Genomic DNA, 12914 nt, shown 5'->3' with positions numbered 1-12914 from the left:
CTACGAACTGCGCCGCAGACCGAGACGGATGGCCAGTGTCCGCCTATCTCCCATCTGCGCCGGATGTCTTCCATCTGCGCGCATCGACAACGCGAGTTCAATCGCGTGGGGGAATGGAGATCGGAATGAAGAAGCTTCTGCTGGCGATCGCGTCGGTTGTTCTGGGCACCGCAACCGTGCAGGCGGCGGACCTCGCTGCGCATTACACCAAGGCTCCGGTGATGGCATCGGCCTACAACTGGACCGGCTTCTATGTCGGCGGCAATCTCGGCGGACAGTGGGGCAGCGCCGATCCGACCACCTCGACGGTCTACTCGCCGATCGGCTATTTCGCCGTCAGCAGCGTTCCCGCCATCAACACGGTCGGCGCCCAGAGCCTGAACAGCTCCAGCGTCACCGGCGGCCTCACCGCAGGCTACAATTGGCAGGTCAATCACGCCGTGCTCGGTCTCGAAGGCGACATCAACTATTTCGGCTTCAAGGGCAGCGCGACCGGCTCGGCGCTGTATCCCTGCTGCGCTCCGACCGGCTTTACGGTGTCGTCGCAGGTCTCGGCCGACTGGCTCGCCACCATCCGCGGCCGCATCGGCTTCCTCGCCGCTCCGACCTGGCTGCTTTATGCCACGGGCGGCGCGGCGATCGCGGAGGTGAGGGGCAATTTCAGTTTCACCGACACGTTCTCGGCGGCGGCCGAGTCGGCCGCGATCCGCGACACGCGCTTGGGCTGGACCGCAGGCGTCGGCACGGAATACGCCTTCGGCGGCGGCTGGTCGCTCAAGGCCGAATATCTCTACGTCGATCTCGGCCGCAGCACGGTCACCAGCACCAACCTGACCGGCTTTGCCGGTGCGGTGAGTTATCCCAGCAACGTCTACACCCACTCCGCCGACATCAAATCGAACATCGTGCGCGTCGGCGTGAACTACAAGTTCGGCGGACCTGTCGTCGCCAGGTACTGAGCGTCATCCCGGTCTCGATCTGGCGTGGAAAGCCCCGGCCTCGCCGGGGCTTTTGTGTTTGGGGGAAGGGTTCAAAGCCACCAGCTTGACCAAGTGCGGCAGGATCCTGTAGCGCGCGATCTCGTGCGGATATTCGCTGCGGCCCCGGTGGGGAGGCGACGTGGCCGCAATTCACAATTGCGAACTGTCGGTTTCGCGTCGCTCCATCGAGCGACAAAAATTAGCCGATCGGCTAACAATCCTTGACGTTCGTCATTCGACGTGTATAGTTAGCTACATGGCTAACCAATTGACCCCTCTTGATCAGGTTTTCGCGGCCCTTGCCGATCCCACGCGACGGGCGATCGTGATGCGGCTGTGTGCTGGCGAGGCTTCCGTCGGCGAGCTCGCCGATCCCTTCGACATGGCGCTGCCGAGCTTCATGAAACACATCCACGTGCTGGAGACGAGCGGGCTCGTTCAATCCGAGAAGAGCGGCCGCGTGCGCACCTGCCGGCTCAGCCCCGATGCGCTGCTCGGCGCGGAGGACTGGTTCCAGCAGCAGCGCGCGATCTGGGAGGCACGGCTCGACCGGTTCGAAGCCTATGTGATGAAGCTCAAGAAAGAGAATGAGCAGGCGGCCGCCAAACGGCCGTCCCGCGCAACCCGAAAGAAAGGTTCCTGACGATGACGAGTTCTGCCAATCCCGCCTTGTCGCAATGGTCGCTCGACCGCGAGATCGTGATGTCGCGCGTGATCGACGCGCCCCGCGATCTCGTGTTCGAGGCGTGGTCCGACCCGAAGCATCTGCCGCAATGGTTCGGGCCGAAGGGGTTCAAGGTCGAGACCTTCGAGATCGACGTCCGCGTCGGCGGCGTCTGGCGTTTCAACATGATCGGCCCGGACGGCACGGTCTATCCGAACCGCATGCGCTTCCGCCGTATCGAGCGGCCCTCCTTGTTGGAGATGGACCACGGCGTCGACCAGGACGAAGACCCCGGCATGTTCCGCTTCACCGTCACCTTTGCCGAGCAGAGCAACGGCAAGACGGTGCTGATGATGCGCCAGCTGGCCTCGAGCACCGAGCAGCGCGACGGCATGATCGGATTCGGCGCCGTCGAATACGGCTACCAGACGTTGGACAAGCTCGCGGCCTATGTGGCGGGCATGAAGAGATGAACGCACGGGCGCCGCTCGACGCCCGTCACGCTCTCAATGGTCGTGCGCGGGCATGATAGGGTCGGGGAGTGGGGCCGCCTGATGGAACGGCCTCACTCTTTCGCCTCGTCCGTCACGATGTCCCCGAGCTTCTGCCAGCGCTGACCGTCGAATTGCACCATCTGGAATTGCTTGTTGACGCGATAGTCGGTCGGCGTGGTCGTGACCGAGATGCCGGGAAGGGTGAGATCGAGCACGACGTCCTTGAGGCTCGTTGCCTGCCGCATCACGTTCTCGCGGGTCAGATCGTCGCCGCATTGCTTCAGCACCTGCACCAGAAGCTGGGCCGTGATGTAGCCATAGACGTTCAGGTTCGAATCCTTGTCGCCGTCGGGATAGTATTTCGCCATGAAGGCGAGATAGCGCTTCATGCCGGGATCGTCCTTCCATTCGGGATCGGCGGCGTCCTTGACGTAACCGACGCTGATGATGCCCTTGGAATTGTCCAGGCCCGCCGGCTTCAGCACGGCGCTGAGGGAGGAGGCGTTGATGTCGATGATGTGCAGCGCCTTCCAGCCGATCTCGGCGACCTTCTTGATCGCCTGGGCCGCCTGTTTCGGCGTCGTGGCGCTGAACAGCACGTCGGCGCCGGCGTCCTTCAACCGCAGGATCTGCGAATCGATGGTCGGTTCGGTGATCTCATAGGAGGTCTCGGCCACGATCATCTTCGCCTTGTCACCGAGGCCTGCTTTGAGCCCGGCGAGATAGTCCTTGCCGAGGTCGTCATTCTGGTAGAGCACGCCGATCTTCGCATTCGGGTGGTTTTTCAAGAGATACTGCGCGTAGATCCGTCCCTCGACGAGGTAGGAGGGGTTGAAGCCCATGGTCCAGGGAAAGTTCTTCGGGTCGGTGAAGCGCGCCGCGCCGGTCGCGGCGAAGAGCTGCGGGATCTTCCTGGCATTGAGATATTTTTGCACGGCGACGTTCGGCGCGGTGCCGATGATCTGGAACGTCAGCAGCACCTCGTCGCTTTCGACCAGCTTGCGGGTCTGCTCCACCGTCTTCGGCGGCGAGTAGGCATCGTCATACTGGATCAGTTCGACCTTGCGGCCGTTCACGCCGCCCTGGTCGTTGATCATCTTCATGTAGGCAGCCTGGGTCTTGCCGATCACGGCATAGGCCGAAGCAGGACCGCTGAGCGGCACGGTCTGTCCGACCTTGATCGCGGTATCGGAGGCGCCGGGATCGTATTTCTTCTGCGCATGGGCCGGTGGAAGCGACAGCATCAGAGCGAGTGCGGATGCTGCAACGAGTTCAAGAAGGTTCTTCATGTTCATTCCCCGTTGGCTCATGCTCATTCGCCCTTGAGCCCGGCATCGCGGATCAGCTTGGTCCATTTCTGCGTCTCGGCGCCGATGAACTGGCCGAACTCGGCGGCACTGCCGGCACGCACCTCGAGGCCCTGTGCGGTCAGCTTGTCCTTGATCGCGGGCTCGGCGAGCGCGCGCAGGATCTCGGCCTGGAATTTGTCGACGATCGCGCGCGGCGTCGTGGCGGGCGCCATGAAGCCGTACCAACCCGCGGCGGCCACGTTGGGAAAACCCTGTTCGCGCAGCGTGAGTGCCTGCGGATAGAGCGCGCTGCGCTCGGGCGAGGCGACGCCGAGCACGATGAACTTGCCGCTCTGGATGTAAGGTAGCGCGGTCGGCAGCGCCGTCAGCGTGGCGTCGACGCGGCCGGCGAGCAGCTCGGTATAGGACGCGGCATCGCCGCGGAACGGGATGTTGAGGCCTTTGACGCCGGCATCCCGGAACAGGAGCTCGCCGGCGAGGTGCGGCTGCGAACCGGCGCCGGGTGAAGCGAAGGTCAGCCCGTCCGGCTTCGACTTGCCATAGGCGATCAGCTCGGGCAGCGTCTTGAACGGCGCGTCGGCGCTGATGATGAGAAACAGCGGCGCGACCACGACCATCGCGACCGGTTGCAGATCCTTGCGCTCATAGGTCAGCTTGCCGAACAGCGCCTCGGCGGTCGCATAGGGAGCCGCGACGTAGAGAAGGGTGTAGCCGTCGCCCGGCGCATGGGCGACCATGTCGTTGGCAATGCGGGTGCCGGCACCCGGCTTGTTCTCCACGATGAATTGCTGGTGCAGGCTGCGGCCGAACTCTTCGGCGAGCAGGCGCAGCGAGATGTCGTTGGAGCCGCCGGGCCCGTAGGGCGAGATCAGCCGCACCATACGCGAGGGCCATGCATCCTCGGCTCGTGCCGACAGGCTGGAGATGGCGGCCAAGCCGCCTGCAACGGTGCCCAGCAGGGTTCGTCGCGTGACTTCGAACGATGCCACGATCTTCTTCCTCCCTTTTCGTTGTTGGTCTTCTTGTTACGTTCAGATCACCTTTCGCTCGGCGAGCCCTGCGATCTCCTGATCCGAAAGGCCGAGCCAATTTCGAAAGACCTCGTTGTTGTCCTGGCCGACATCGCCGGCGGCGTGTCGCATTCGTGCGGAATCATTGGTGAAGCGCGGCACGACATTGGTCATGGCAACCGTGCCGAAATCCCGGTCGGCCACGCGGGTGATCACCTCGCGCGCCTTCATTTGCGGGTCATCGGCGATCTGGTCGATCGAATAGATCGGGGCGAGCGTGCCTTGCGCGGCATTGAATCTGGCGAGAACCTCGTCGAGGGGATGCGCCGCGCACCAGCCGGCGAAGATGTCGTTGAGCTCGGCGGCGTGCGCGACGCGCCGGTCGTTGCTGGCAAAGCGCGGATCGGTGATCAGATCGGGCCGCTCGATCGCCCGGCAGTTCGCCGCAAAGAGGGCGTTGGTCGAACCTGCGAGCGTCACCCAATGATCGTCGCTGGTGCGGAACACGGCGGCCGGGGCCGAATAGCCGTTGGAATTGCCGATCCGGCTGCGAACGACGCCGAGCTGATCGTGCTCGATGGCGAGAACGTCGAGCAGTCGGAAGGTCGCCTCGGTGAGCGACAGATCGATCTCCTCGCCGGGCGCGCCGGGATCGCGTGCCCGTTTCCACAGCGCCGCGAGCACACCGACGGCGCCGAACAGGCCGCCGATCGAATCCCCGATCGGGTATCCCGGATGGGTCGGCTCGCCATCGCTCTCGCCGGTGATGTAGGTAAGCCCGCCCATGGCCTCGAAGATGCGGGCAAAGCCGGGCCGCTCGCGATAGGGCCCATCCTGCCCGAAAGCGGTGGCGCGCAGGATCACGAGGCGCGGCTGGATCGACCACAGCACTTCCTTCGACAGGCCCCAGCGGTCGAGCGTTCCCGGGCGGAAGTTCTCGATCAGCACGTCGAAGCGGGGAAGCAGCTGCTTGAACAGCGCAAGCCCTTCCTCAGTGCGTAGATCGAGCGTGGCGAATTTCTTGTTGCGGTTGGCGGCCTTCCACCACAGCGGCTTGCCGTCCTTGAACGGCGGGAACGACCGCACCCCGTCGCCCTGGCCGGGCATCTCGATCTTGAGCACCTCGGCGCCGTAGTCGGCCAGCAGCGTCGCGGCAAAGGGCGCGGCGATGATCGTCGCGATGTCGAGAACTCTCAATCCTTCCAGCGGCCCAGCCATCTCACGTCCCGGTGTTGATCTTCTTGGTCTTGCGCGCCGGCAGCACGGGTGCGGCTTGTCCGACGATGGCGCGGATGCTGTCGGCCAGCGCCGCAAGGCGCGGACCGATCTCGTTCTCCAGCTGCCCCGGCTGCAGCCGGAAAGCGGGAATGCCGCAATTGATCGAGAACGACTGTCTGGTCTCGGCGGCGTGAAACAGCGGTGCGGCCACGGCGTGGATCGAGGCCATGTATTCGCCCCAGCAGGTGCAGAAGCCGCGGCCGACGCATTGGGCGAGGCCGGCGCGGTACTTGTCCTGGAAGGCGGCCCACAGCTCGGAATCTTCCGCAGCGATGCGTCGTTCCAGCCGCGCCGCGTCGGGCTGCGGCAAGGTCGAGGCGGCGGCGCGGCCCATCGCGGTCATCACGACCGGAATGGGCATGCCGATGTCGGGGGCGTGCGGGCCGACATCACCGGATCGCGCCGTCTCGACATAGATCATCGACGTCGCATCGAGCAGTCCGATCGAGACGGTGCCGCGGACGCTCTGCGCCAGCTCCTGCATCATGGGTCGCGCGAACTGGCGGAATTGCAGGTCGGCAAGCAGCGGATGCGCCAGCCGCAAGGCGCGCGCACCGACGTGATACTTCGCCCGGGCGGGGTCGTAGCGGAGGTATCCGAGCTCCGCGAGCGTGTGCGTCAGCCGCGCCACCGTCGGCCGCGGGATGCCGGTCAGCGTCGACAGCTCCATGTTGCCGAGCAAGGTGCTGCCCGCCCTGAAGGCTTCGAGCACGACGAGACCCTTCGCCAGCGTCGTTGCGAAGGCGGCGTCATCGGCACTTTCGGCGAGGACCGCGGCGGCCGAGCTGGGGTGAGGCGATTTGGATGAAGGGCGAGCCATGACGCCCATATCGGACCAAGGCGCGATGGTTGTCCAATAGATTTATAAAGCGATGTATATTTATCCAACATGTGGACACATCCGGAGATGGCGTTTTGCCGTGGGCCGCGCACCGGAACGACCGACCGCACGGATTTTTGTCGTGATTCCCTGGCGTGTTGTGACAGGATTGTTACGGCGAAATGTCAGATCGATTACAGCGGAGCGGTTCATGTTGCAGTGGCAGGCGCGGTCAAATCCCCTCGCGTGGTGGTGGGGCTCCCTGACGCTTGTCAGCGCGGCCAACATCCTCGTCTGGTTCACCTTGTACCGCGAGTTTTATCCGACGCCTTCAGGCAGCCACGGCGGCGGCTCGGATATCGGGCTGATGTTCCTGCTCTGCGCCGGCTACGTGTTCGGCTGCGCGTTCCGCTCGGTGCTGCCGCGCGCCGACGTGCAGCGCATCTGCCTGTTCGACACCTGGCTGTCGAGCGTCGTCGTCGGCCGCACCGTCGCGACCGTGGCCGAGCTCTGCTTCGTCGCGCAATGGGCCATCATCCTGCATCAGCTCGGCAAGATGACGGGCGCCGAGACCGCGGTGAACATCGCGCTGGTGATCGTGCCGATCATCATCATCGCGGAGTGTTTCTCCTGGTACGCGGTGGTGACGACCAACTTCCTCTTCAACGCGATCGAGAACTCGCTGTGGGCGGTGACGTTTTTCCTGGCCGGCATCGCGCTGTGCCGCCTGATGCCTGAATTCCAGGGCGTGGTGCGCTGGGCGCTGATGTCAGGCATCGTCGGCATCGCCTGCTTCCTCGCCTTCCTCGTCACCGTCGACGTTCCCATGTATCTCAGCCGCTGGCGGGCAGGTCACGCCGAGGGCAACACGTTCCTGGGCTTCCTCGAGGGGCTGCATGACGTCTCGACGCGCTGGGTGGTGACCCACGACATCGTGCATTGGAAGGGCGAGCTGACCTGGATGTTCCTATATTTCAGCGCGGCGGTGTGGTCGAGCCTGGCGCTCTGTGCGCTTTATGCGATGGAAGGCTATCTGGCGCTGTATCTGGCGTAGGGCAGGAACGCGCAGATGTCGGCGTCCAGGGCTAGGCGACGACCGCGGGCAAGCTGTATCGCGAGCGGACGATGTGAGAAGCAACTTGTTTGCGAGTTAAAATGCCGGACGCGAAGTTGCTCAAAAGCTGGAAGATTACTGAAGCGCTACTTGAGCGTGCGCGACACGCCTTGCCCGTGCAACAGGGACCCGAGTACGCGGCCCTTTTGGCACGATATCACGAATCTATCGAGCACAATGAACTCGAGCTGGCCATAGATGCGCTTGAAGAATTGGGGCATCTTACTACTGCTCGCGGGGGTTTTGGCGTGATCTAGGCCGTGTACCCATAAACCGGAGGCTTGATACAACTAAAGAGATGTCTGCTTGCCCTATAGCGACCAACTCCGTGAAGTAGCGCAACAGCTCGCGATGGGCCAACAGGGCATTGACTAAGATGCTGGTTGCGGCTCCGGCAGCTTCCAGCTTCCGTCGAGGATCACCTTGCGGGGCCTGTACAGCCGCATCGTGAAGTTCCAGCCATCCACGATGGGCAGACAATTCGGCGTTGCCTTATCGCAACCGCCGAATTGGATCACGTAGGCGCCGCTCGCGTCCGGCTTGGCGGTCAGGTTGTTGAGGGAATAGGCGCCGAGCTCGTTCTTCTCGAAGAAGCCCTTCCCGTTGTAGACGCTGATCGACCAGAAGCCATCGACCGGCACGTCCTTGAGCGTCAGGCGATAGACGGTCTTGCCGTCGTTCTTGGGCGGGAAGACGCTCTGGTAGTCGGCCGCGTGGCGCGGGTTGCCGCCCCAGCCGATCGCGGTCCCGATAAGATGGTCGATCGGATCGACCTCCTCCTTCTTGCCGAATCGGTCGACCGTCCCGCCGAGCGACCCGAGGCTTTCGAGCGCAGCCCTGGCCTTGGTCTGCGACGCCTGGTCCCAGGCCGGCACCTCGAACTTGCCGATGCCCACCTGCTGCACCTCGATGGCGTCCTGCATCGCGTTGGCGGCGTTCACGTCGTGCGGGTCCTCCGGATTGGCCAGAGTGCGGACGATGACGTAGACGTAGCGGGTGCCGACCTTCCCCCTGTCGTAGTTGAACGTGCCGGGACCGTAGACCACCTCGGTCGTGTAGTGGTCCTGCGAGATCACCTGCATCGACATGAAGCGCTTGCCGGCGTCCGGCAGCTTGATCGTGAGCGCTCCCGCTTCCAAGTCGAACACCCCGTGCGAATACAGCGTGTCGCGGTTCATGCGGACCACGTCCTGCTTGTCGATCGACGCCATATCGCGCCGGTGCTGGAGCTTGCCGAAGGCGCCGTCGTCTACCGCGGCCTTCCGGAAGTAGAGGTCAGTCTCGGCGCGGACGAAGTTGTGGGCGTTGACCGCGGTGGGTTTGGCATCCTGAGCGAATGCTGCAGGTGCGGACATCGGAAGCACAAGGGCAAATACCAGACGGGACGCAGATTTCATCGCAATAACTCCCTACTTCGCGGCTGGCTTAGGAGCGCCGAGTTCCTCGTCGACCTCATCCTCGAACGCGCGCTTCTTGCCGGCGATGAAGCGGCGGTAGCCCTCCGGATCAATCCAGGCATTCACGCCCTTGGTCTCCGCCCGCTTCCGTTTGCCTTCGAGGTCGTAATACTCGTTGTGCTGAGCGAGCCAGATGTCCGGCTTGATCATCTCGAGCGCGTGGTGGGTGTTGCGGTAGTCATCCTCGATGCCGGGGTACGAAGGGTCCTTTGCCACGCGGTAGCCGGGGTTGAACCCGGCGCCGTCCGGGAAGGCCACCACGTAGGCTTTGCCGTCGACAACCAGGTTTGCAATCCATGTGGTCGCTCCCCGAGTGTGACCCGGCGTGTGGTAGGCGGTGAGCAGGACGTCGCCCATCCTGATCTGGTCGCCGTCACGCAGCACCCGGGCCCTCGTAGGCGAAGTCGTTAGCGTACTTGAAATCGTCCCGGTCGCCGCTCTCCATCGCCGCGACATCGTCCTTCATGACGGCCAGCTGCGCCCCCGTCAGCTTCTTCATGAAGGCGAAGGCGCCCGCGTGATCGATGTGCGCGTGGCCGTTGATCATCAACTTGACATCTTCGGGCTTGAATCCGAGCTTCCGGATCGAGTCCACGATCATCGGCCCCGACGACGGCATGCCCGTGTTCATCAGGATGTGGCCCTCGGACGTTGTGAACAAGAAAACCCCAAGTCCCTTCGTGCCTACGAAGTAAATTGGCCCGACGATCCTGACCGGTTCGGCGGGCTCTTCCCATTTCAGCGCCTTCTTGGCCAACGCGAGAAAAAGGCTGTTGTCTTTGGCCAATTGCTCTTTCGTTGGCAGATTTGGAGGGAGTGTTTGCGCCATTGCAGGCGATGTCGCGAGAACAGCAGTAGCGCTCAGAATTGCACCCAATCCTATGCGGAAAGCCATTTTCAACCCCACGGAACGAGCCATCCAGTTCTTCAAGCATAAGCTGAAAAGTGGCCAATGGAAGGTGCGGTGGGGAAGACATAGCTAAAACACCGCGATTGTCTTGTCCGCTAGGGGCATGTTTCGACGGCTTTGGCTCGCTGCCAACTATCTCGCATTCGTTCAACTCGCGTCAATCAGGCTATGGCTGCGCCTTTATGAGTCCGCGTTCCGACCAAGCGGATATCGAGCGCCAGGTACGTCGCATCAACGAATCGTTCGATGCCATCATTCCAGAGAGCGGGCCGACGCAAGCTCAAAGGCGCCGCCGACGTTTCGCGCTTGTCGAGTCGGTGGTGAGACCCATCATCAAGCACATGGCGGGATATGTTATGAAGACTGGCGTTAGCTATGAAGAACTCTCTCAGCAGGCCGGAGGTCTGGAATCGCTGCGTATGGAGGGACGGTCGGTGATCGATAGATCTGTGACGTCACATACATTTGCGGATCTAATGAAGACGGAATCCATCCAATCACTGGTTAAGCACCATTTCTCCGTGCAGAGATCGAGGCGATCGAGCGATCCATGGGGTAGATGCGCTGACCTGACTGGAGCGAATTGACGTCCGTTAGTAGCGGACTGTGCAGGTCGGTCGCGTTGTTCGCGGATCCAGCTGGGAGCAGTCGATCGTCAGTCGCTATTGGCCCTATCGCAGTTGCCGAACCCGCATTCGCGGCGCGGTCGGCAGTATGGTGGACCTCGAACGCGTGTGATCTAGACATATGAGTCCACGCCTGGGTGTCATTTCCCCACCAGACCGCACTTGCTGCGGTCGAGCGGACGGAAAGCCTGATCGGGCGGGATCGTTGCGATCAGCTTGACGAAATCCCACGGTCCTTTGGATTCCTCGGGCGTCTTGACCTGCACGAGATAGAGATCGTGCACCATGCGCTGGTCCTCGCGGATGCGTCCGTTGGGTGTATAGGCATCCGACACCGGCGTTGCCTTCATCTTCGCCATCACGGCTGCGCCGTCGTCGGAGTCCGTGTCCTTGATCGCCTGCAGATAATGACGGACGGCGGAGTAGACGCCGGCCTGGATCTGCGAGGGCATGGCCTTGCGGCGCGCATAGAAGGCGTCGGAGAACTTCCGGGCCGCCGGCGAGACATCCTCGAAGAACGAGGTGACGATGAGATCGCCGCGCGTGGCTTTCAGGCCGACCGCCTCGATGTCGACATTCTGGAACGACATCGGCACGATCTTCATGCCCTGGGCGGCGAGTCCGAATTCCTCGGCCTGCTTGATGGCGGTGGTGTTGTCGCCGGCGACGTTGATGGCGAGAATCTTCGCGCCCGAGGACTGCGCCTGCAGCAGGAAAGACGAGTAGTCGGGCGTGCCGAGCTGCGCCTTGACGCTGCCGGCGACCTTGCCGCCGAGCGCGGCAATACGCTCGCGCGCCGTCGCCTCGATCGAATGGCCGAAGGCATAGTCGCCGGTGATGAAGAACCACGGCTCCTTGCTGGTTTGCATGATGCCCGAGACCACGGCGGTCGCGGTGGAATAGGCGTCCTGGGTCCACTGCACGCTGGTGGGCGCGCAGGCTTCATCGGTGAGCTGGTTTGCACCGGCGCCGGAGACCAGGAATATCTTTCCGTTGCCGCGGACGAGCTCCTGCACGGCGAGGGCGGCGCCGGAGCTGCCCCCGTCGGCGATCGCCTGGACCCCTTCGCTGAACCATTTGCGGGCGAGCGATGCTGCAAGGTCCGGCTTGTTCTGGTGGTCGGCCTGCAGGATCTCGATCGGCTTGCCGTTGATCTTGCCGCCGAACTCCTCCGCGGCCATCCGCGCTGCCTCGACCGAGCCCGGGCCCATGGCGGTGGCGAAGACGCCGTTCATGTCGGTGAGCACGCCGATGCGGATGGCATCGCCCTTGATCTGGGCGCGCGCTGTCGGGACTGCGAGCGCCAGCGTGACCAGCAGGATGGCGGCGGAAGTCGTGCGGAGGTTGCCCATGGTGTTTCCCGGTTTGTCGTTTTGATTGTTCGAAGGCGTGGTCAGGCCGGCTCGGCGATGACCGTGTTACGCAAGGTGCCGATGCCGGAGATCTCGACCTCGACGGTGTCGCCCGGGCGCATCCACAGCGGCGGCGTGCGCTTGGCGCCGACGCCGCCGGGCGTGCCGGTGACGATGACGTCGCCGGGAACGAGCGGGCAGATCGTCGAGATGTAGGCGATCAGCTCGGGGATGCCGGTGATGAGCAGGTCCGTGGTGGTGTCCTGCACCACGGCGCCGTTGAGCCGCGTCTGCAAGGTGAGCTTCGACGGATCCGGAATTTCCTCCGCCGTCACCAGCCATGGGCCGAAGCTGCCGCTCGCCGCAAAAGTCTTGCCGGAGAGGAACTGGCTGGTGTGGCGCTGCCAGTCGCGGATGCTGCCCTCGTTGTAGCAGGCATAGCCGGCGATGTGGTCGAGCGCACGGTGTGCTGCGATGTGCCGGCCGCCCTTGCCGATGACCAGCGCAAGCTCGCCCTCATAGTCGAAATCGTCGCTCACTTTCGGCTTCACGATCGGCTGGAGATGGCCGACCTGACTGCACGGGAAGCGAACGAACAGCGCCGGCTTCTCGGTGACGGTGCGGCCGGTCTCGGCGACGTGGTCGCGGTAGTTGAGGCCGACGCAGATGATCTTGCCGGGATCGGGGATGACGGGAGCGAAGGTGATCTTGTCGAGCGGATGATCGGGCGCAGCGGACGCGACGATCTGTGCCGCCTCGGCAACGCGACCGGCTTCGAGCAACTGCCGCAGCGTGGTGCAGGGCGCCATGCGCGTGCCGAGATCGACGACGCCATTGTCCTTGAGGGCCCCGAAGGAGGCACGTCCGCCGGCGACGAATGAGAGCAGCTTCATGAGATG

General features: G+C 63.4%; 14 protein-coding genes. 5 read left to right on the top strand and 9 right to left on the bottom strand.

Annotation, left to right across the window (positions count from 1 at the left end):
• Positions 1–125: 125 nt before the first annotated feature.
• The 3 genes from Q0743_RS08295 (at position 126) to Q0743_RS08285 (ending at position 2117) form a co-directional block, all read left to right on the top strand.
• Positions 126–959 carry an outer membrane protein gene (locus tag Q0743_RS08295; protein ID WP_298241075.1) on the top strand — a complete coding sequence of 278 codons (834 nt, stop codon included), beginning with the start codon at positions 126–128 and terminating at the stop codon, positions 957–959.
• A gap of 277 nt (positions 960–1236) precedes the next feature.
• A complete protein-coding gene (locus Q0743_RS08290) occupies positions 1237–1623 on the top strand; it encodes a metalloregulator ArsR/SmtB family transcription factor (RefSeq protein ID WP_298241164.1) in 387 nt (128 codons plus the stop codon).
• 2 nt (positions 1624–1625) lie between these two features.
• Positions 1626–2117 carry an SRPBCC family protein gene (locus Q0743_RS08285; RefSeq protein ID WP_298241074.1) on the top strand — a complete coding sequence of 164 codons (492 nt, stop codon included), beginning with the start codon at positions 1626–1628 and terminating at the stop codon, positions 2115–2117.
• 92 nt (positions 2118–2209) lie between these two features.
• Here the strand turns inward: Q0743_RS08285 and Q0743_RS08280 are convergent, their stop codons facing one another.
• From Q0743_RS08280 to Q0743_RS08265, 4 genes are read right to left on the bottom strand one after another with little or no spacing between them, the layout of a single operon-like run.
• Complete coding sequence (locus Q0743_RS08280; protein ID WP_298241073.1) at positions 2210–3427, bottom strand: ABC transporter substrate-binding protein; 1218 nt, start codon at positions 3425–3427, stop codon at positions 2210–2212.
• Positions 3428–3450: 23 nt separating this feature from the next.
• On the bottom strand, positions 3451–4437 hold the full coding sequence (locus Q0743_RS08275) for a tripartite tricarboxylate transporter substrate binding protein (RefSeq protein WP_298241072.1): 987 nt from the start codon (positions 4435–4437) through the stop codon (positions 3451–3453).
• 42 nt (positions 4438–4479) lie between these two features.
• A complete protein-coding gene (locus tag Q0743_RS08270; protein ID WP_298241071.1) occupies positions 4480–5676 on the bottom strand; it encodes a CoA transferase in 1197 nt (398 codons plus the stop codon).
• 1 nt (position 5677) lies between these two features.
• A complete protein-coding gene (locus Q0743_RS08265) occupies positions 5678–6556 on the bottom strand; it encodes an IclR family transcriptional regulator (protein WP_298241070.1) in 879 nt (292 codons plus the stop codon).
• A gap of 211 nt (positions 6557–6767) precedes the next feature.
• Between Q0743_RS08265 and Q0743_RS08260 the strand changes: the two genes are divergently transcribed.
• Both Q0743_RS08260 and Q0743_RS08255 read left to right on the top strand, forming a co-directional pair.
• On the top strand, positions 6768–7610 hold the full coding sequence (locus Q0743_RS08260) for a hypothetical protein (protein WP_298241069.1): 843 nt from the start codon (positions 6768–6770) through the stop codon (positions 7608–7610).
• A gap of 101 nt (positions 7611–7711) precedes the next feature.
• Positions 7712–7927, top strand: coding sequence for a hypothetical protein (locus tag Q0743_RS08255; RefSeq protein WP_298241068.1), 216 nt, complete (start codon positions 7712–7714; stop codon positions 7925–7927).
• Between the two features lie 114 nt (positions 7928–8041).
• On the opposite strand, the gene Q0743_RS08250 is transcribed toward Q0743_RS08255, so the two are convergent.
• From Q0743_RS08250 to Q0743_RS08230, 5 genes are all read right to left on the bottom strand, one after another.
• Positions 8042–9025, bottom strand: a complete 984-nt coding sequence (locus tag Q0743_RS08250) for a DUF1254 domain-containing protein (protein ID WP_298241067.1) — start codon at positions 9023–9025, stop codon at positions 8042–8044.
• Between the two features lie 54 nt (positions 9026–9079).
• Complete coding sequence (locus tag Q0743_RS08245; RefSeq protein ID WP_298241066.1) at positions 9080–9511, bottom strand: hypothetical protein; 432 nt, start codon at positions 9509–9511, stop codon at positions 9080–9082.
• A complete protein-coding gene (locus Q0743_RS08240) occupies positions 9501–10046 on the bottom strand; it encodes an MBL fold metallo-hydrolase (protein ID WP_298241065.1) in 546 nt (181 codons plus the stop codon). The genes Q0743_RS08245 and Q0743_RS08240 overlap by 11 nt, the downstream gene beginning before the upstream one ends.
• A 757-nt stretch (positions 10047–10803) precedes the next feature.
• Positions 10804–12015: an ABC transporter substrate-binding protein gene (locus Q0743_RS08235; protein ID WP_298241064.1), complete on the bottom strand. Its 1212-nt coding sequence runs from the start codon at positions 12013–12015 to the stop codon at positions 10804–10806.
• Positions 12016–12056: 41 nt separating this feature from the next.
• On the bottom strand, positions 12057–12908 hold the full coding sequence (locus Q0743_RS08230; RefSeq protein ID WP_298241063.1) for a fumarylacetoacetate hydrolase family protein: 852 nt from the start codon (positions 12906–12908) through the stop codon (positions 12057–12059).
• Between the last annotated feature and the right edge of the window lie 6 nt (positions 12909–12914).

The organism is uncultured Bradyrhizobium sp. (genome assembly GCF_936943645.1).
GTDB lineage: Bacteria > Pseudomonadota > Alphaproteobacteria > Rhizobiales > Xanthobacteraceae > Bradyrhizobium.
Note: the sequence above shows the minus strand (reverse complement) of the source record. Positions and strands in the feature narration are given on the sequence as shown.